This is a genomic window from Bradyrhizobium sp. Kon10 (assembly GCF_055807395.1).
This window is the reverse complement of sequence record NZ_JBVVOZ010000031.1, coordinates 1-19,231: the sequence shown is the minus strand read 5'-3', so window position 1 is coordinate 19,231 and position 19,231 is coordinate 1. Positions and strand designations below refer to the sequence as shown.

The following is a 19,231-nucleotide window of genomic DNA, read 5'->3' as shown; positions in this document are numbered from 1 at the left end:
CGCACGTGACCGAAGTTTGACACGCACGATCGGACCAATTGGCCGAAGTGCGTGCAGACATGCTCCCGAAGTCTCTTGCAACGCGAGGGCTTGTCAAGCGCGATCAAATGGAGCTCCGCCGCGGCGGAGTCCGAGGCCGTCCGAACGCAAGCGCAGGAGGAGTTCAAATGACTTCGAAATTGACCAGGCGAACAGTCACTGCGGGTCTCGGTGCAACAATCGCGATGCCGTGGATCGCGCGGGTGCACGCCTTCAGCGGCAAGCCTATCGTTCTCGGAATTCCAGCCGCACAGACATCTGCGGCCGGGGTCGCGGACCACCTCGATTTTGTTCAGGGTACCACCCTGGCCGCGGAAGAGATCAATGCAGCAGGTGGAATTCTTGGCCGCGAGTTGAAGCTATTCACGGTTGACATCGATGTTCTCTCACCCGAGAGCAGCAAGCAGGCCATCGCTGCTTGCGTAGATGCCAAAGTGGATGCGATTTCGTTCGCGTTCACCCTGGTCCCTATCCCGGCAATCGATGCGTCCGCAAAGTACAAGTGCCCGCTTCTCTACGGGAATGCACAGCGTGCTGGTACGGAAGCGGTCAAAAACAACCCCGAGAAATACAGCCACGTGTTCCAGACGGCCCCGTCCGAGGTGAACTACGGTTGGACTTACCCGCTCTGGCTGGAACACGAAGAGAAGCGTGGCGTCTGGAAGCCAAAGAACCGGAAGGTGCACATTATCCAGGAGCAGGTCGCTTACTGCCAGACCATTTCGAGGGCTGCACAGGAGGCGATCAAGAAACAGGGCAAGTTCGACGTCGCTCGCGTCACTGATATTCAATACCCGGTGCAGGATTGGGCTCCGGTCATTCGCGAGATGAAGGAGGTCGGCGCCGCAGCGATCATGGTCGATCACTGGGTGGCGGCCGAGTACGCAGCTTTCTGCAAACAGTTTGTTGCAGATCCCGTTTCGGACTCGCTCGTCTATCTTCAGTACGGCCCATCCCAGCCCGAGTTCTTGACGTTGGCGGGCAATGCGGCGAACGGGTTCGCTTGGTCGACGACGATGGGTCTTTATGCGGACGAGAGAGGGCGCGAGTTCGCCCAGAAGTACAAGAAGCGTTTCCCCGGGATCATGGGGCTGGCCTATCCGGGAATATCGTACGATCAAACCTACTATCTGAAGAAGGCCTGGGAATCGGTCGGCGATCCCCGGAAGTTCAAGGAAGTCTCGGATTGGATTCGGGCGAATCCGCAGCGCGGTGTCTGCGGCTATGTGAATATGGGCAATCCGTACCAGGAAGCCGTTCACTTCCCGAACAATCACGGAGACGAGATCCAGACCTCCGAGCTGGTCAAGGGAGTGGCCCAGCTCTACTTCCAAGTTCAGAACGTCGATCACAAGCTCATCTTCCCCAACGGGGTCTCCGAGGGAGGCCTGCAGCGTGCGCCGTGGTGGATCTGATGCTGAGACACTCAACGCCAGACGAGCAGCGGAGCGGAATTCCGCCCCAAGCCCTGTTCTCGGGCCGCGGGATCCATCTGGATCTCGGTGGGCGAGAAATTCTCCGCAACATCAGCCTCGGTGTTGCGGCAGGTGAGGTTCTCGGCATCATCGGCCCGAACGGCGCCGGAAAGACCAGCCTTTTCGAGGTACTGTCCGGACGGCTGGCGCCGAAGACCGGAGCGGTCACATTCCGGGGAAACGACGTAACGTCCCTGCCGCTGAATGCACGCGCCAGGCTCGGCATTGGTCGGACCTACCAGACCCCGGTCATTCCGGACGAGCTGACGGTCGGCGAAACGTTCAAAGCCGCTCGTCAGGCTTATCGGCCGTACCTGACGAAGTTCGATGCGGAATACGGTGCCGAACTCGTCAGTCTGAAGGTGGACGAGGATACGCCGGCGGCACAGCTCGAAACGCTCAATCGCCGCAAGCTGCTCCTGGCTTGCTTGTTGATGCGCCGTCCCTCGCTGCTTCTGATGGACGAGCCGGCGGCCGGCTTGATCAATTCCGAAGTGGACGAGATCGACTTTCTGCTGCGGCTCCTGTCGAAGGAGATGAACATCGCGATCATCATCGTCGAGCACCGTATCGAGTTGCTGGCGACCATAGCCGATCGCGTCATGGTTATGGACGCAGGTGAAGTCATCTCTGCAGGGCTCATGGAGGATGTCCTTTCTGACCCGAAGGTCCATGCCGCCTATTTCGAAAACGTAGACGAAGCAGCGTGACATGAACTTCATGCAATCCAACCTCCCACAACCGGCTCCGGTAGCTTTCAAACGTGAAGTGTTGAACGTTTCGGGGCTCTCGGCCGGATATGGTCCGATGCGGGTCATTCACGACCTGGACTTCATCGTCAGCTCCGGAGAACGTATCGGTATCGTCGGTCTCAACGGTCACGGCAAGTCGACCTTGTTTTACGCCATCGCTGGGCTCACCGGCTGGCAGCGCGGATCGATCAAGCTGAACGGGGTCGAGGTTGGTCGTACACGCAGCCAAGGGCCCGGGCGGTACACCCATGAGATCGTTCGCGCCGGCTTGGCACTTATTCCGCAGGGCGACGAGATCTTTCATGGATTGACTGTGGAGGAGCACCTCGATTCCGGTGCCTTTACCCCGCGCGCCTGGCGCGACCGAGCTGCGCGCAAGGATCGCATCCTCCAGATCTTTCCACCGCTACGGAAGCTGATGAACATCCCGGTCGGTCGTCTCTCCGGCGGCGAGCGGCGCATGGTGTCGATCGGCCGGGGACTGATGGCGGAGGCGTCCCTGTTCCTGGTGGATGAGCCGTCGCTCGGGCTAGCACCGAAGATCGGCAAGAGCGTCATCGATGCGCTAATGGACATTGATCTTGGTGCCTCCGCCATGATCATCGCGGAACAGAACGTCGCACTTCTCGAAGGGCGAGTGGATCGCATCATCGGAATGCATGTCGGCAAGCTCAAGGGCGAAGCGTCGGCCTCCCTGATGCTGCATGACCAAAGAAAGGGCTGAGATATGGATCTCTGGTTCGTGATCAGCAACACGATTGTTCTCGCCGCGATCTACGGCACGCTCGCGATCGGGGTTTCAATCACCTGGTCGAGTTTGGGGCTGCTCAACCTTTCATATGGGCTCATTTTCGCGTTCGCGGGGTACGGAGCTTGGCTCGTCGCTCAACACGTTTCAGTGTGGGGCCCGGTGGTGCTCGCTGCCGGAATTCTTTCCGGTGCGCTGGGCGGCGTCATCGTGTGTGCGCTTGCCTTCATTCCCATTCACGACAAGCCGAACTTCACTTTACGCGGATTGATCGCAACGCTTGCGATCAATCTGATCGGCACCCAGGCGCTCCTATGGTGGTTTGGCCCCCGATCGAAGAGCCTTCCGGACATCTTTGGTACTTGGAAGCTGTCGTTCTCTGGCATCGTGTTGACCGCGGACAAGGTCGGCAATGTTCTGACGTCTGTCTTGATGCTGGTCGCGGTGCTGCGATGGATGCGTTCGAGTCGCCGCGGCCTGGAAATTCGCGCGATGATGATGAATCCGCATGCCGCCTCGATCGTGGCGATCGGCGTCCGTCGGACCTCCTTCTATGTCATGGCGGTGACGGGCGGCTTGGCCGGCCTGGCTGCGGTCCTGCTCTCGCAAACCTACTATATCTCGCCGTTCGGCGGGCTGACGCCGATGATCAAGGCCGTAAGTATCGCGCTGTGCGGCGGGCTTGGCAGTGTCCAGGGTGCTGTTATTGCCGCCCTCGTGCTCGGACTTAACGAAGCGCTCACGACCGTCTCGATCGGTGGACGCTATGTCCTCGTCACCCAGTTTCTTCTCATCATCGCCATTCTGCTGGTCCGGCCGCGAGGCATCGCGGGCATACTCGACAGGGCGAGGGAGGCATGACCATGAGCACGGGCCAGGCAACCAAGGCCAACTGGCGCAATCCGCGGTTCGTATGGGATCGTGCAAGAGAAGTCGAAGAACTGCCGACTGTTGCGTTCCGTAGTCACCAGGAAGTCTGGGAGACGACGCGGGCGTCCAAAACCAATCTGCTTTCAGTTGGCCGGCTACGTTACTACTACAAGTGGCCGGGTCATGGCCGGTCCGCGTGGAGCCGACTGCGCTATTGGCCGACACGGCGGCGGATGCTTCGTATCCGTGGTGAGTACAATGCGAAGAGTCTTCGCCGCGAGAAGACCATCGTCGACAAGCGCCCGATCTGGTGGATGCTCGGTTTGATCGCGCTCGCGATGGTTCCGCTGATCGTCCCCGAGCAACTGCAGAATACCTTGCTTACCGCGGGTGCGACGTTCGGCATCTATGCCGCGATCAATCTCTGCTGGATGCTCGTTATCGGGACGGCGGGGATATTCTCTCTGGCTACCTATGCTGTGGTTGGGACTGCCGCCTTCTTCACCGCGTTCCTGTCGGTCAAGCTCGGCTTGCCATGGTGGTTGCTGCCCCCAACCGGGGCTCTGGTTGGCCTGGTCTTCGGCGGGATTATCGCGCTGCCCGCCACGCGGCTCGATGGCTTTTACTACGCACTGCTGACGCTTGGCCTGAACGAATTGTGCCGGGTGTACTTCGTCACCTCCAAAGAGTTCGGGGCAGCGACCGGCGGGCTGTACGGTGCTCAGACCTACATACCGGAGGATTGGTCTCAAACCGGACAGCTGCAAATCGCCTACTACGGATGCTTCGCGCTGATGCTTCTGGCGTTGCTGCTGTATCGCTTCGTGAACGGTCGGCGCTTGGGCCGCATATTACGAATGGCGCCCGAGAAGCGTGAGGCGTTTGCCGAGGCAACGGGGGTCAATTTTCGTCAGGCCCGCGTACGATCCTTCATGATCTCCTCCGTCGCATTGGGTTTTATTGGCGGATTCTATTCCGCCAACTTTGGCGGCGTCGCGTTCTCAATATTCAATTTCGACACGGTCTTGCTCGGGCTTGCCATGCTTGTCATCGGCGGCATTGGGAGAGCGGAGGGCGCAGTGGTCGGCACTCTGATCGTGGTGTTCTTCGACAAGGTTCTAATTACCCTCGGACCGTTGCGGCTCATCATGATCGGACTGATCATGCTGTTCGTCGTGCTCTATCTCCAGAACGGCTTGTTCGGCATCAAGCAGCAGTTCAGGACCTGGAGGAGCAAGAAGAAGAGCGAGCGTCGCTCGACACGAGCGGAAAAGGGAGGCGAGATGCTGCCGGAAGAGGCGACAGAGGCGCACGACCCGGATGAAGTCTATCGCAGGCGCTACGACAAGATGCAACGCGAGTTTCTCAAGACCCTCGTTACGCCCGACATCATTGAGGAGCATCGACTTGCGCCGCAGGGTCAACACAGCGAAGCCTTGGAGCGGCTGTTGATCTACTTCAGAAGCCAACCCCAGCCGGACAAATACGCGATCACGGCGGTTCAAACTGTCAAAGGCTACCGGATCGTAGCGCTCTCGGGCCATCGCGGCGTCGCCCCTCGCGTGGTCGAGGATAAGGTCTACAGGTCGCCGGCCGAGGCCTATCACGGAGTGTTTCTGCGCCGCACGCAAGATCTGCTCGAATCGTAAGGCCGGCACAGGAGTTTGGAGTCGCGCGATGGCACAGGTTAAAGTCTTTGGCTATTCAGACAAGATTTCGGTTAAACCGGGAGATGTCGTTCAGTTCTACGCGAGCGCCGACGGGACAGATGTGGCGCAAGCCCAACTCGTCCGCCTCATCCACGGTGACGAGCATCCGGCCGGTCCTGGATTTATGGAAGAGGAAATCAATTGCTCGGTGAACGGCAATTGGAGTTTGGAAAAGCAATATACCCAGGTTGGCTCATTCCTCCAGGTGAGTGATTCCGACCGCCGACTGGCTCGGGAGGGCAGCTTAACGCTCGTTGCTTTTGTTCATCCGCTTTGGCCTCAGGTCGGCCTCCGCCAGTGCCTGCTGGGGCGGTGGGACAACGACAAGAATTGCGGCTTTGGTCTCGGCATCAAGCAAAACGGTTTGCTGGAGTTCTGGGTCGGCGACGGCAAGGAGGTCGACTATTTGGAAGCAGAGGTGCCTCTCCAGGCCAACATGTGGTACTTCGTGGCCGCGAGCCTCGACGCCAAGACGGGCCGCGCCACTCTCTATCAGGAGGGTGTCGCCAATCGATACAACAGCGTGCTCGGAAAAGTCGCGCCCCTGGACCTCAGCTCCCATGTATCGGAGGTGTTCAGGTTTCGAGCGAAACATTTGCCGGACACACCCTTCCTGATGGCGGGATCGTGGGATTGGCATCAGAAACGCGGCCACTTCGTCTCGCAACTGTATTGCGGTAAAATAGATCGGCCTGGGCTGTTCGATCGGGCGTTGTCTCGCGATGAGCTCGATGAAATCAGGAGCGGACACAAGCCGCCGTCCCGAGGAATGGTGGCCTATTGGGACACCACGCACGGATACACGGACCAAGGCATTGGCGACGTCGTCACCGACGTCGGTCCGTTTCAGCTTCATGCGAAGGGTTACAATCGGCCCGTGCGTGCGCAGACAGGTTGGAATTGGAGCGGCCGCAACGATTGCTTTCGCCTTGCACCCGAGGAATACGGCGGTGTCGAATTCCACTCTGACGCGCTGATCGACTGTAACTGGAAGCTCACAAAGGCACTAAAGCTGCCGGATGGTTTGCGGAGCGGCGCCTACGCGATGCGCCTGCGCGCCGGCGACGGGACCGGGTTAGGCGAGGAATACATTCCGTTCTTCGTGCGACCGAAGGTCCCGACCGGCCGCATCGCATTTGTCGTCCCCACGGCGACTTACTTGGCATACGCCAACGAACATCTCAGCTTCGATGCGCCGATCGTACAGGGCATGACGGGGATGACGCCCATTCTGGCCGACATCGACGTTGAGATGTACAAGAATCCCGAGTTCGGGCACGGTTGCTACGACTCCTGGGCGGATGGCCAGGGCGTTTGCTACAGCTCGTATCGCCGGCCGGTGATCAATATGCGACCGAAGTATCGCATTTCGAGCATGGACATCACGTGGGCTTATCCGGCCGATCTCTCCGTAATCGCTTGGCTCGAGCATCAAAAGTACGACTACGACGTCGTGACCGATGAGGACTTGGATCGCGAGGGCGTTGCTGCGCTAAAGCCGTACAAATGTGTCATCAGCGGTACCCATCCGGAATACTATTCCGAGCGGATGCTGGACGCCACCGAAGACTACATTGAAGGAGGCGGCCGCTACATCTATCTCGGTGCCAACGGGTACTACTGCAATGTCGCTTTGCGGGAAGACGAGCCCTGGGTGCTTGAATGCCGCAAGCTAGGCGATGGATGGAAGGCATGGGAAGCCCGTCCCGGCGAGCACTACATGGCGACGACGGGACAAAAGGGTGGTCCCTGGAAATGCCTGGGCAGACCGCCGCAGAAAATCATGAGCGTGGGATTTATTTCTGAAGGATTCGGCAGGAGCGAGCCCTTCGAGCGGATGCCCGATAGCTATGATCCTTCGCTCGCGTGGATCACAGAGGGAATCGAGGGTGAAATTATTGGAGATTTCGGGCTCGCCTACAACGGCGCCGCCGGCGTGGAGATCGACCGTTATGACCTGACGCTCGGGACGCCGCCCAACACGAAGGTGATTGCGTCGTCCGGCGGTCACACCGACAACTACATAGCGCACGTTCAAGTGCAATTGCACCAGCACCCCGGCATCACCGGTAGTTACGACCATCGTGTCCGTGCGGATATCACATACTTCGCGGCCCCAAACGACGGAGCCGTCTTCTCTTGCAGCTCGATTGCGTTCGGCCAGGCCCTGCCAGTAAACGGCTTCAAAAACAACGTTTCGCGTCTTCTGGCCAACGTTGTCGACGCCTTCATTAAGTCTGGCGCCTTGCCCGACGTGATGAACGACGAGGATCATAGGCTGAAGGTCGAAGCCTAGTAGCTCGTTGCTTGTTCTGAGGAAAAAAGCCATGGACATCACAGCGCAAACACATGACAGGGACGAGCTCTGCCGGCGCAGATTCGAGAGTAGACAGCGCGATTTTCTGAGGATGTTGGTCACGCCGGCCATTATCGAGGAGCACCGACGTTCTCCACTTGGGCAGCATAGCGAGCCGCTCGAACGGCTGCTCATCTACTTCAATCGGCGGCCGCTGGCCGGTCGCTACGCGATCATGACGGTCGTGCCGTTCAAATCCTATCGGATCGTTGTCCTGTCCGGCGAAAGAGGCGCGACGCCGAAAGCTCTGGACGACATGACATATCGAACGCACGCGGACGCGTTACACGTGGTGTTTCTGCGTTACCTGCAAGACTTGCTTGAGTCTTGATAACGGCGGGATCGAACAACGTGCGCGGCCTTTTTCGAAAGGAGCCGTTCAAATCTGGAGTCGGTCGATGACGAAACCTAAGCTCTTTGGCTATTCGGACAAGATTTCGCTCAAGCCGGGCGACCTGATCCAATTCTATGTCGATGCGGACGGTACCGGGCAGGCAGAGGCGCAACTGGTGCGCTTGATCCACGGCGATGAGCATCCGTCAGGGCCGGGATTCATGGAGGAGGAGATCTCCTGTGCAGCGAATGGTCCATGGCGCATCGAAAAGCAGTACACGCAGCTGGGGTCCTACCTGGAGGTGGCGGATCCCGAGTGCCGTCTGACTCTGCAAGATAGTTTCACGGTGTTTGCGTTCATTTGCCCAACGAGGCCCCAGGCAGGATGGCGTCAGTCTTTGATCGCACGCTGGGACAAGTCGAAGAGATGTGGGGCTTCTCTCGGTATCACACTGAACGGTCACCTCGAGTTGTCGGTTGGAGAAGGCGGTGGTGTGGAGCGCCTCGAAGCCAAGGTTCCGCTGCGAGCGAACATGTGGTATTTCGTTGCCGCAAGCTTCGATCCCAAGAGTGGCCGTGCGACCCTGTACCAGGAAGGCGTCGTCAATCGCTACAACAGCCTGTTGAGCAGGGTGGCGCTGGTTGACCATCGCGCGTATGCGTCCGCAAACTTCAAATCACGGCAGAAGCATCTGGAAGCTATACCGTTCTTGATCGGCGGCGCGAGGGATTGGCAGGAGACCCGCGGTCATTTCGTTTCAGAGCTGTATTGCGGTAAAATAGATCGGCCTGGGCTGTTCGATCGGGCGTTGTCTCGCGATGAGCTCGATGAAATCAGGAGCGGACACAAGCCGCCGTCCCGAGGAATGGTGGCCTATTGGGACACCACGCACGGATACACGGACCAAGGCATTGGCGACGTCGTCACCGACGTCGGTCCGTTTCAGCTTCATGCGAAGGGTTACAATCGGCCCGTGCGTGCGCAGACAGGTTGGAATTGGAGCGGCCGCAACGATTGCTTTCGCCTTGCACCCGAGGAATACGGCGGTGTCGAATTCCACTCTGACGCGCTGATCGACTGTAACTGGAAGCTCACAAAGGCACTAAAGCTGCCGGATGGTTTGCGGAGCGGCGCCTACGCGATGCGCCTGCGCGCCGGCGACGGGACCGGGTTAGGCGAGGAATACATTCCGTTCTTCGTGCGCGCGAAGGCGCCGAGCGCTCGGATTGCTTTCCTTTTTCCGACCGCCAGTTACATGGCCTATGCCAACGAGCGTCAGAGTCTCGATGCGCCGATCACCCAGCCAGTCACCGGCATGCCGCCTGTCTTGTCCGCGATCGACATCGAGCTCGCTCAGCGCGGCGACCTGGGCCTTTCCGCTTGCGATCACTCGGTCGATGGACAGGGCGTGTGCTACAGTTCCTACCATCGTCCCATCATCAACATGCGGCCGAAATATCGATCATCCAGCACGAACCTGGCCTGGCAATTCCCGGCAGATTTGTCCGTCATCGCCTGGCTCGAGCACTGCAGCTATGACTACGAGGTGTTGACCGATGAGGACCTGGAACGTGAGGGCGTAGCCGCCCTCGAGCCCTACACATGCGTGATCAGCGGTACGCACCCCGAATATTATTCTGAACGGATGCTGGATGCGACCGAGGATTATGTCGCCGATGGTGGCCGCTATATCTACCTCGGCGGCAATGGCTTCCATTGGAGCGTCGCGTTTCCGCGAGGCGAGCCATGGGTGATGGAGTCTCGCAAGTTCGGCCCAGCCTGGAAGGCCTGGGACGCCCGCCCGGGTGAATACTACATGGCGACGAATGGCCAAAAGGGTGGCGCGTGGCGAGCGCAAGGCCGCCCCGCCCAAAAGATGGTTGGCGTAGGATTTATTTCAGAGGGGTACGGCAAGAGTCAGTTCTATCGTCGTATGCCAGACAGCTACCATCGAAGGGTATCGTGGCTCACGAAGGGAATCGATGGGGAGGTCATAGGCGACTTCGGCCTGGCCTATGGCGGCGCTGCTGGGGTCGCCATTGATCGTTGCGATCCCGCGCTCGGAACACCACCGCATACGAAGCTGATCGCTTCCTCCGGGGGCCACACCGACAACTACATCGTCAATCCCGAGGTGATCCACTATGCTTTCGAGGGATTGTCAGGATCCTACGATTACCGCGTCCGTGCAGACATGGCCTATTTCACGGCGCCCAAAGATGGCGCGGTCTTTGCGGCGGGATCGGTCGCGTTCGGGCAAGCCCTACCGGTAAATAATTTCGATAACAACGTTTCGCGGCTCTTGGCAAATGTCGTCGATGCGTTCGTCAAGCCGGGAGCGCTTCCTGGATCGTGGTGGATCAGCGAGGAGAAGCAATGGCGATAGGGGCTGTCGCGGGGCACGAGGTGGGTGCATCGCGCGGGAAAAAGGTGATCGACCTGCACTACGCGCCGACGCCGAAACGGCTGGAAATCGCGATCATGCTGGAGGAGCTCGAGCTTCGGCCCTTTCTCGGAGGCGAAACCCTTCTCTGGCCAGTAGCTCAAACGGTGGGTTTTGATCCAGGAAGATTGAAAATGCTTTATCTTTCAATGGAGGTTGACTGACACTCTCTCCGCCATTTCTACGCCACAGCTCTCCCCAGCTTCCGATTGTTCGATTCTATCGCAGGGCGACCGAAGAACTCCGCGATTCTACGTTAATCCCTCGCGCAAGCCGTAGTTTTTCGCCGTGAGTTCGGAGGAGGGTTCTTCCGCCACTCTACTGCTCGCCTCGGTATCCCGTTGTCCGAAGGGATGGCAATAACAACGAGTAGCGCGACAAAGCGGTTGCGGCCGCATCCGCGATTTTACTCGCAGTCATGGCGTAATCGTGGGTTTGATCGTGGGTTCGGAGGACGGATTGACGAGCGAGTACACGCGCCCGGCAGCTCAAGTCGCTTGATGTCGGACCCAATATTTGGCTCGGCATGTTCCGTACTGCCTCGCAGCGCTTATGCCGGCCGTATGAGGAAGTCGCCTGAGGAAACGACGCCTAATGAAAAGGCACCTTCTCTTCGAAGGGTTTGCCTAGAACCAGTATTATACGGGCGCCAATTGGTGTCACCCTTCTCCGTGCGGTTGCATCGCGGTGAGACCATTTATCTCGTTACGCGACCGCAGGACGCGCATGACCGCCGTATCCAGGGCTTCCGGCGCTGGCTGCGAAAAGCGGTTGATGGTGCTCAACGCGCCGCTTCGGTTGTCTCTCGTGGTGCGGGGTAGCCGCCGCAGCGCATCGCTGCCCGCCGGCTTCGTCCCATTGCTTCGCCAGGTTCAGCAGCGGCGTCTGTCGAGATGACAAACCTTGATTGCTCTCATGATCGTTAACGAACTACCTTCCACGTATTACCGGTAGTCTCATTGGGGCGGTGCTTAGTCGCCCAAGGTTCGCTTTGGCCGGACCACACCTACCTCGCTGGCGTATCTTTCGGCATCAACCTCACCAACATGCAGGAGGGGCGGATTGTTGCGTGTCGACAGACCTGAGACTAGGAGTTCACGCGCCGTACACCCGCTTGCGTGGCCGCGCCGGCCGTCTGGTCGCTGTCACGCGACGGGGCAATGAAAAGGTTGCGCAGCCAGGCATGCCCGAGGTCTTCGTCAGATCTGGCATGCCAGACCATTTTCGCCATGACCGGCTCGACGGCAATCGGGATGGGGAAACGTGCAAGGGACTTTCCTTCCGGAAGCACGTCCAGAAGGTCTTCCACGACCACGGCAATATTTCGCGTACCGCAGACCAGCGCTGGTACGCAGCTGAAATAGGGGGTGCTGACGGCGATTCTTCGCCGCAGCCCCAGCGTTTCGAGCGTGGTGTCTATGGGCATTCTTTCATTATCCGCCACTGTGACGGCGACATGCGGCAATGCAAGGAAGGTTTCGAGGTTCAGAACGCCATTCTGCAGCAGGGGATTGGCCGGATCCGCCACGCAGACTTCGCGCAACGCGCGGCGGTTGCTTGAGCGCAGCGTCCTGGGCAGGTGGTCGAAGACGCCCAAAGCCAACTCGGCTTGGCCGGTTTCCAGTTTGTGCAAGGCATCGTGGTTGACCGTGGTGATGATTGCCAGTTCGATGCCAGGCGCCTGCGCGCTGATCTGCTTGACGACCCGCGGGAGGGCAAGGCGCGCAGCCAGATCGGGCAGGGCGAGAACGAAGCGACGGGACGCGCTCGCCGGGTCAAACCTGAGGCGCTGGCCAATAGCGGCGGCGATGTTCTCCAGGTTCGGCCGGATGGCTTGCGCGAGCGTTACGGCGCGGGGGGTCGGCTTCATGCCGTCGGAGGTTCGGCGTAACAGTTCGTCCCCAAACAACTCACGCAACTGCCGCAAGGTTCTGCTCATCGCCGGCTGCGTCACCCCGATCCGGCTCGCGGCGCGGGAGACGCTCTCCTCCTGCACGAGAGCATCCAGGGCCACCAAAAGGTTCAGGTCGAGATTCAGGAGATTGAGTCTCTGCATGATAGGTCCTGGAGCAACTTCTGGTGCTGTAACGAGATCTGCTGGCAGCCCAGCCAACGTGCCCAGGCAGCCGCTTGACCCGCCTATTATAACGAAATGGGCATATCGGGATATTGCAATTCGATTTGCGGTTCGGTGCTCCATCGGTTTGGCTGCGGGCAAGCTTGGAGCGATCCGGCAACACGGGGGGAGGCTGCTGTAGACCAACCGCGACCGCAGAAGGGTCGTGGCAGGGGCGGCATCGATCCTGACAGTGTCGTTGGGCGCGCAAAGCGCTGACCGGAGCGCCGCCCAACATGACAGGCAGAGAATGAGCCATGGCAGTTAGATTTCCCTCCGATCCTTCGGTTGCCGGTTTTTCGGCGCCGGCCCGTTTCGAAGCTGACATTTTCGACTGCGAAGTGATCGGCAATATCCCGTCGGATCTGGACGGCGCCTTCTATCGCGCCGTCCCCGACTGGTTTTACCCGGCCCTGCACGGCGACGATGCAGGTCTGTTCAACGCCGATGGCTATATCAGCATGTTCCGGTTTCACGGCGGCAACGTGGACTATCGGGGGCGCTACGTGAGAACGGAGCGCTATCTGGCGAACCGCAAGGCGCGGCGACAGCTCTTCGGCAATTACCGCAATGCCCGGACGGACGATCCAGCGGCCCATGGGCTCGATCGCACGACCGCCAACACCTCGGTCTATCATCATGGCGGCCTGTTGTGGGCGCTGAAGGAAGACGCCCTGCCGACGGTCATCGATCCGGTCACGCTCGAAACCAAGGGCCAGTGGGACTTCCACGGCAAGTACACCAGCCGCACGTTCACCGCGCATCCGAAGACCGACCCGCATACGGGCGAGATGATCTGCTATGGTTACGAGGCCCGCGGCGAAATCTCGGACGACGTGTTCGTCTATTTCGTGGATCGCACCGGCCAGGTGACGCGCGAGGTGCGGTTCAAGGCACCGGTGATCAGCATGATGCACGACATCGCCATCACCGAGAAGCACATCGTCTTCAACACCTGCGGTTACGTCACCGACCAGCAACGCATCGATGCGGGTAAGGTGCATTGGGGATGGGATTCCTCCGTCCCCACCTATGTGGCGATCCTGCCGCGTGATGGCGACGGCAAGGATGTCCGTTGGTTCAAGGGACCCGAGCGGGGCGCCATCCATCTGCTCAACGCCGTCACCATGGGCGACAAGGTCATCGTCGATGCGCCGGTCTCGAATGGCAATCCGTTCCCCCATTTCCATGCCGTCGACGGGAGCCCATGGGACCCCCATGCGGCACGGACCGTGTTGCGCCGATGGACGTTCGACCTCAACTCAAAGGACGATGGCTGGGCCGAGGAGACGCTCTTCGCCGATTTTCCCGGCCTTCTGCCGAGAATCGACGAGCGTTTCTGGTCGCTCCGGCATCGCTACGGTTTCCAGGGCTATGCCGAACCATCGCGGCCTGTGCACGCGGCGGCCGAGAAAATGCGCGGGAAGATTACAAACTGCTACGCCCGCTTCGACTTCGACACCGGCGAGACCCGGTCATATTTCGCGGGCGACGCCTGCGCGCTCCAGGAGGTGCAGTTCATCCCTCGCCGGGCAGACGGTCCGGAAGGGGAAGGTTATCTGATCGGCGTCGCCTCCAACTATGCCGAGATGCGATCGGAGCTCGTCGTCATCGACGCGCAGCGGCCCGACGAGGGCGATATTGCTCGGGTGATTCTGCCCTTCCGTCTGGCACCGCAGATCCACGGCTGGTGGGTGCCGGGCGATCAGCTTCCTCCCGCCGACGCATGAGGCGAAGGGTGCGGCCCGCGCGGCGACCTGCACCGGCGGAGCCTTTGCGAGCGCGTGCCACGTCGCACGAGCCAAGTCATCCGCCGGCTCTCTGCAGAGAGAGTTCTCAATGAGTGGCGCACCCGACAGGATTCGAACGTTAACCACGGATGAGGTACAGAGATGGGCACAGTGCCGCGATACGATTTGGATATGAATCGCTTCTCAGTCGATCCCTATCCAGATCTCAAAGAATTGCGGTCCTGTGCGCCCATCGCGTTCATTCCGCAACTTAATGCGACGATGATTACGAAGCAGGAGGACATACTCGAGGTCGGGCGTCGGCCGGATATCTTCAGTTCCCAGCTGCCCAATAGCTTGATGAACAGGTTAATGGGCGAGAATTTGATGCGTCGAGATGGTGCCGAGCATGCGTACGAACGCAACATCGTTGCGCCTGCCATCTCACCAAAGAAGGTCTCGGAGGTATGGAGGTCGCAGTTTCAGAGCAATGCCGACCGAATTATTCACGACCTGCAGCCCCGTGGAGAGGCCGATTTTGTCACTGATTTCGCGCTGCCTTTCTGCGCCGAGTCGTTGAAGCTAATAACGGGACTCATCAACGTGCGTTATCAGGACATGGATGCCTGGTCGCAGGCAATGATGGATGGAATTTCCAATTATCAGGGCGACCCTGTTATCGAGAAGCGTTGTCAAGGCGCAACGTCGGCGATTGACGCGGCGCTCGATGAAATGATCCCCCGTGCTCTGAATGAGGCACCAAACAGCTTGCTCGGGGCGATGATCGCGGCTGCCTTGCCCATTGATCGCATCCGAGTGAATATCAAATTGGCCATCAGTGGCGGTCAGAACGAGCCGCGTAAGGCAATCGCTGGTACCTTATGGGCTCTCCTCGAACGCAGCGAACAGCTTGAGGCGGTACGCAGCGGCGCTGCATCCTGGTCAGACGCTTTCGACGAATACGTCCGATGGATGTCACCAATCAGTATGATACCGCGCCAGGTTGCGGGCCCAGTTACCTTAAGGGGAGTGGACTTGGCCGCCGGCGATCGCGTCCTCCTCATGCTTGCCAGTGGAAATCGCGACGAGGAGAAGATACCCTTCGCGGATCAATACGACGTCAAGCGAGACAAGGTCAGGTCTCTGTCATTCGGGACTGGCCCCCATTTCTGCGCTGGAGCGTGGGCTGCTCGATGCATGGCGTCAGATGTCGCGCTGCCTTCAGTCCTTCATCGCTTGGCCAATATCTCGGTGGCGCGAGACAAGAAAATCCAAATTAGCGGTTGGGTGTTTCGAGGCCTCGTTAACCTTCCATTGCGGTGGACCCCGAATTGAGGCCACACCAAAGAGTCCGGAGTTGGGCAAGACGTCGCGATCCGCTAGTTCCGCGCTACGGCGGACGTAGTCCCTCCCAAGCCCGGTCCAGTAGTTCTTGGCCGCATGAGGTAATCCAAAGCGGCCTCCAAGTGTGGCAAACCTTATGATGAAGTCTCATGCCCACGGGCCCCAGAACCGTGTCGCACAACCAAGCCTCGTAAAGGGCGCCACAGCGTCGTGCATCGAGGTTGCTCGGGTCGCTTTTAATCCGTGGGAGGAGACCAGGCCGAGCCCACGCGACTTCCAGACCGGCAACGGCGCCCTCATGACGCATCTGCGTGGATACAAGGCGGATGCCGTTCTGATTCCCGAACCGGAGGACGAGAAGCTGGTCCGTGCCAATGTCGGCGTGGTCTGGTTTCAGGTCGAAGTCCGCGGCCTTCCCGTCCACGTTCGCGAGATGGGAACTGGAGCCAACGCAATCGACGCCGCGTACCGCGTCATCGGCGAGCTGCGCAAGCTCGAAGCGGAATGGAACGAGAAGAAAAAGGGGCGTGCTCACTTCGAGAACGAGGATCATCCGATCAATCTGAACATCGGCAAGATCGAAGGCGGTGATTGGGCGTCGTCCGTTCCTGCTTGGTGTCGAATCGACTGTCGCATTTCGATCTATCCCGGCTGGAAGGCCGAGGATGCTTCGCGCGAGATTCAGGAGAGGATCATGAAGTTCGCGCGGTCCGACAAGTTTCTGTCGAACATCCCGCCGACGGTCACGTTCAACGGCTTTCATGCCGAAGGCTACGTGCTCGAGCCGGGGTCGGAAGCCGAGAGCGTTCTCGCCGATGCTCGCCTTTCTGCGACCGGCAAGTCGCTTGAGAGCTTCATGACTGCCGGCTACCTCGATACTCGGGTGTATGCTCTGTATGACAAGATTCCCGCGCTCTGCTACGGGCCGTATTCGGAAAACATACACGGCTTCGACGAACGGGTCAGCCTCTCCTCTCTCAAGCGCATCACTTCGACGATGGCGCTCTTCATCGCAGATTGGTGCGGGCTGGAGCCGATCGCGAAGTAGCCTGCTCGGATCGAAACGAAAAAGGCGTTTCGAAGACCAGGAGTTAACGATGGCCAGAAGTGAGGGACTGCTCGCACGTCCCAAGCGGCTACACACCATCAGCGGTCTCGGGGTCTGGCAATGTCGCCGGATATTCACGGTCCGAGCCGCATTGCTAATCGCTTGGATCGAGATCTTGGCGAAGTAGTGTGTCGAGTCGAGCCGTGGCCTCGCCGCCGCGCTCGTTCATACGCCGCACCACGCTGCGTCGCGAAAACTGCGCATATTGTTGTCGATGAAAAGATCTATTGGCGGACAGAGATTTGTCCGAGACAAAATGCTATTTTCCAGCGTAGCTTAGAGCGTGGGTTTTGGTCCAGGAAGATCGGAAACGCTTTATCTTTCAACGGGGATTGACTGACACTCTCTCCGCGTTGCTCGATTCTGTACGCCAGACTACGATTTCGCGCTCTTGGGACGCTGGTCGAGCCGAATGCACGCCAATAGCCGCCAACAACCGAAGATCTCACGAGACTTTTTGCCGCGAACATGAAGTTGGTCGCAACAAAACCACTGAAACTTCGCGCAGAAGCGCACGCCTTCATGCCGGTATGCCACCATAAAGGGACCAGAGCTGGCTCACGAGCGTTCCTGCGTCGACGGGAAGGACAGCACCGGTAATGGAGCGCGCTTTCTCCGAGAGCAAGAATGCAACGGCATGTCCGACATCCCGGGGGTCGACGAGATGGCCTAGCGCCGTCTGCGCGGTCATGACGTTGGGATCGCGCTCGCCCTTGGCGTAGCTGGCCTCGACGGCTGGAGTCCGCGTGGGGCCCGGACAGACGCAATTGACACGGATGCCTTTTCGGCCCCAAGCGCCGGCAAAATCGCGAGTCATCGCGAGAATTGCAGATTTCGAAGGTCCATAGGCAACGAGAGGCGATGAATTGAAAGCCGTGATCGACCCGATGGTCACGATAGAGCCATGGCCCCGTCGCAACATGCCTGCGCCAAAGGCTGTCACGGTCAGAAATGTTCCGCGGATGTTGGTTGCGATGATCCGGTCAAACTCCGCCAGATCCTGATCTTCCGGCCGGTGCGGATTTTCGAGGTGCGCAGCGCACGCAACGAGAGCTTCGCAAGGACCGACCTCGCGTTCTACCCATGCGGCAGCATCGTCAACGGACTGTTTGCTGGCGATGTCGATGTGGCAGGCAATTGCACCGATACGACTTGCTTCCGCTTCGGCACGAGCAAGGTCAAGGTCCGCTATGACCACGCGCCAACCATCCTCGCGCAGGATCGCTGCGGTCGCGGCGCCGATGCCGCCCCCGCCGCCAGTGATCATGACTACTTCCGAGGTTGCCGACTGATTCACGCCAAAGCTCCATTAAAGTGAGGCATAGACGGCTTCGATCAAACGTCGCGCGCGTGGTCCATTGTCCCCTCGTGCGTGCATTCGATTGACGCTGTAGGAGATGCCGAGCTTCGCTTCGGGATCGGCCATCCCAATTGAGCCGCCGATCCCGTGATGACCAAAGGCTTTCGGATTGGGCCCCATCCAGACCGCCTCCGCCGTGTTGAGCAGCACACCGAGATGAACCGCCCCGGGTTTGCCGGAGGCCATTTGGTTTAAGTTATGCCGCCATGGCAGATTGTTCCAGCATGGCGTAGTAGCGTTGCTCGGCTTCGGCCGGCGGGATGTTGCCGATAGGCTCCAGGAGCCTTCGGTTGTTGAACCAGTCCACCCATTCCAGGGTCGCGAACTCTACGGCCTCGAAGCTGCGCCATGGTCCACGCCGATGGATCACCTCTGCTTTGTAAAGGCCGTTGATCGTTTCGGCGAGGGCATTGTCGTAGGAATCTCCGACGCTGCCGACAGAAGGCTCGACGCCTGCTTCAGCCAGGCGCTCGGTGTATTTGATAGAGACGTATTGGCTGCCCCTATCGCTGTGGTGCACGAGCCCGCCGCGATGGACCGGCCGACGATCATGCAATGCCTGCTCCAGCGCATCGAGCACGAAGCCTGCATGCGCCGTGCGCGAGGCTCGCCAGCCCACGATCCTGCGGGCATAGGCGTCGATCACAAAGGCGACGTAGACAAAGCCCGTCCAGGTCGCGACATAGGTGAAGTCGGAGAGCCAGAGAACATTCGGCCGTGGCGCTTTGAACTGGCGGTTGACGTGATCCAGCGGGCATGGCGCGGCCTTGTCGCTGATCGTGGTCTTGACCGGTTTGCCGCGGATAATCCCTTGCAAACCCATGTCCCGCATCAATCGCGACACTGT

The 19,231-nt window shown here is 59.4% G+C and carries 16 protein-coding genes; 12 read left to right on the top strand and 4 right to left on the bottom strand.

Annotated elements, in window-relative coordinates:
* Nucleotides 1–167 precede the first annotated feature (167 nt).
* The 9 genes from AC0L2O_RS29590 to AC0L2O_RS29550 all read left to right on the top strand — a co-directional run bounded on the left by AC0L2O_RS29590 (nt 168) and on the right by AC0L2O_RS29550 (nt 10,890).
* A complete protein-coding gene (locus AC0L2O_RS29590; protein ID WP_473372228.1) occupies nt 168–1,454 on the top strand; it encodes an ABC transporter substrate-binding protein in 1,287 nt (428 codons plus the stop codon).
* Nucleotides 1,442–2,224: an ABC transporter ATP-binding protein gene (locus AC0L2O_RS29585; protein ID WP_473372227.1), complete on the top strand. Its 783-nt coding sequence runs from the start codon at nt 1,442–1,444 to the stop codon at nt 2,222–2,224. Before AC0L2O_RS29590 ends, AC0L2O_RS29585 begins: the two co-directional genes overlap by 13 nt.
* Nucleotide 2,225: 1 nt before the next feature.
* A complete protein-coding gene (locus tag AC0L2O_RS29580) occupies nt 2,226–2,990 on the top strand; it encodes an ABC transporter ATP-binding protein (RefSeq protein ID WP_473372226.1) in 765 nt (254 codons plus the stop codon).
* A 3-nt stretch (nt 2,991–2,993) separates the two neighbouring features.
* Nucleotides 2,994–3,875 (top strand): branched-chain amino acid ABC transporter permease, encoded by an 882-nt coding sequence (locus tag AC0L2O_RS29575; RefSeq protein ID WP_473372225.1) that lies wholly within the window; start codon nt 2,994–2,996, stop codon nt 3,873–3,875.
* Entirely contained in the window at nt 3,872–5,533 is a 1,662-nt protein-coding gene (locus AC0L2O_RS29570) for a branched-chain amino acid ABC transporter permease (protein WP_473372224.1), read from the top strand. Before AC0L2O_RS29575 ends, AC0L2O_RS29570 begins: the two co-directional genes overlap by 4 nt.
* A gap of 28 nt (nt 5,534–5,561) precedes the next feature.
* Entirely contained in the window at nt 5,562–7,889 is a 2,328-nt protein-coding gene (locus AC0L2O_RS29565; RefSeq protein ID WP_473372223.1) for a N,N-dimethylformamidase beta subunit family domain-containing protein, read from the top strand.
* Between the two features lie 31 nt (nt 7,890–7,920).
* Entirely contained in the window at nt 7,921–8,280 is a 360-nt protein-coding gene (locus AC0L2O_RS29560) for a N,N-dimethylformamidase alpha subunit family protein (RefSeq protein WP_473372222.1), read from the top strand.
* A 67-nt stretch (nt 8,281–8,347) separates the two neighbouring features.
* Nucleotides 8,348–10,669 carry a N,N-dimethylformamidase beta subunit family domain-containing protein gene (locus AC0L2O_RS29555; protein ID WP_473372221.1) on the top strand — a complete coding sequence of 774 codons (2,322 nt, stop codon included), beginning with the start codon at nt 8,348–8,350 and terminating at the stop codon, nt 10,667–10,669.
* On the top strand, nt 10,660–10,890 hold the full coding sequence (locus tag AC0L2O_RS29550; protein ID WP_473372220.1) for a hypothetical protein: 231 nt from the start codon (nt 10,660–10,662) through the stop codon (nt 10,888–10,890). The genes AC0L2O_RS29555 and AC0L2O_RS29550 overlap by 10 nt, the downstream gene beginning before the upstream one ends.
* Before the next feature lie 923 nt (nt 10,891–11,813).
* On the opposite strand, the gene AC0L2O_RS29545 is transcribed toward AC0L2O_RS29550, so the two are convergent.
* Nucleotides 11,814–12,782: a LysR family transcriptional regulator gene (locus AC0L2O_RS29545; protein ID WP_473372219.1), complete on the bottom strand. Its 969-nt coding sequence runs from the start codon at nt 12,780–12,782 to the stop codon at nt 11,814–11,816.
* 317 nt (nt 12,783–13,099) lie between these two features.
* On the opposite strand from AC0L2O_RS29545, the gene AC0L2O_RS29540 reads away from it, so the two are divergent.
* From AC0L2O_RS29540 to AC0L2O_RS29530, 3 genes are all read left to right on the top strand, one after another.
* A complete protein-coding gene (locus tag AC0L2O_RS29540; protein ID WP_473372218.1) occupies nt 13,100–14,572 on the top strand; it encodes a carotenoid oxygenase family protein in 1,473 nt (490 codons plus the stop codon).
* A 162-nt stretch (nt 14,573–14,734) separates the two neighbouring features.
* Nucleotides 14,735–15,907: a cytochrome P450 gene (locus AC0L2O_RS29535; protein WP_473372217.1), complete on the top strand. Its 1,173-nt coding sequence runs from the start codon at nt 14,735–14,737 to the stop codon at nt 15,905–15,907.
* Nucleotides 15,908–16,052: 145 nt separating this feature from the next.
* Nucleotides 16,053–16,964, top strand: a complete 912-nt coding sequence (locus tag AC0L2O_RS29530) for an ArgE/DapE family deacylase (RefSeq protein WP_473372216.1) — start codon at nt 16,053–16,055, stop codon at nt 16,962–16,964.
* Nucleotides 16,965–17,544: 580 nt separating this feature from the next.
* Here the strand turns inward: AC0L2O_RS29530 and AC0L2O_RS29525 are convergent.
* The 3 genes from AC0L2O_RS29525 to AC0L2O_RS29515 all read right to left on the bottom strand — a co-directional run.
* Complete coding sequence (locus AC0L2O_RS29525; protein WP_473372215.1) at nt 17,545–18,321, bottom strand: SDR family NAD(P)-dependent oxidoreductase; 777 nt, start codon at nt 18,319–18,321, stop codon at nt 17,545–17,547.
* A gap of 12 nt (nt 18,322–18,333) precedes the next feature.
* Nucleotides 18,334–18,570: a serine hydrolase gene (locus tag AC0L2O_RS29520; RefSeq protein WP_473372214.1), complete on the bottom strand. Its 237-nt coding sequence runs from the start codon at nt 18,568–18,570 to the stop codon at nt 18,334–18,336.
* A 10-nt stretch (nt 18,571–18,580) separates the two neighbouring features.
* Nucleotides 18,581–19,231: IS3 family transposase (locus AC0L2O_RS29515; protein ID WP_473372213.1), on the bottom strand; the 651-nt coding region annotated here is incomplete at its 5' end.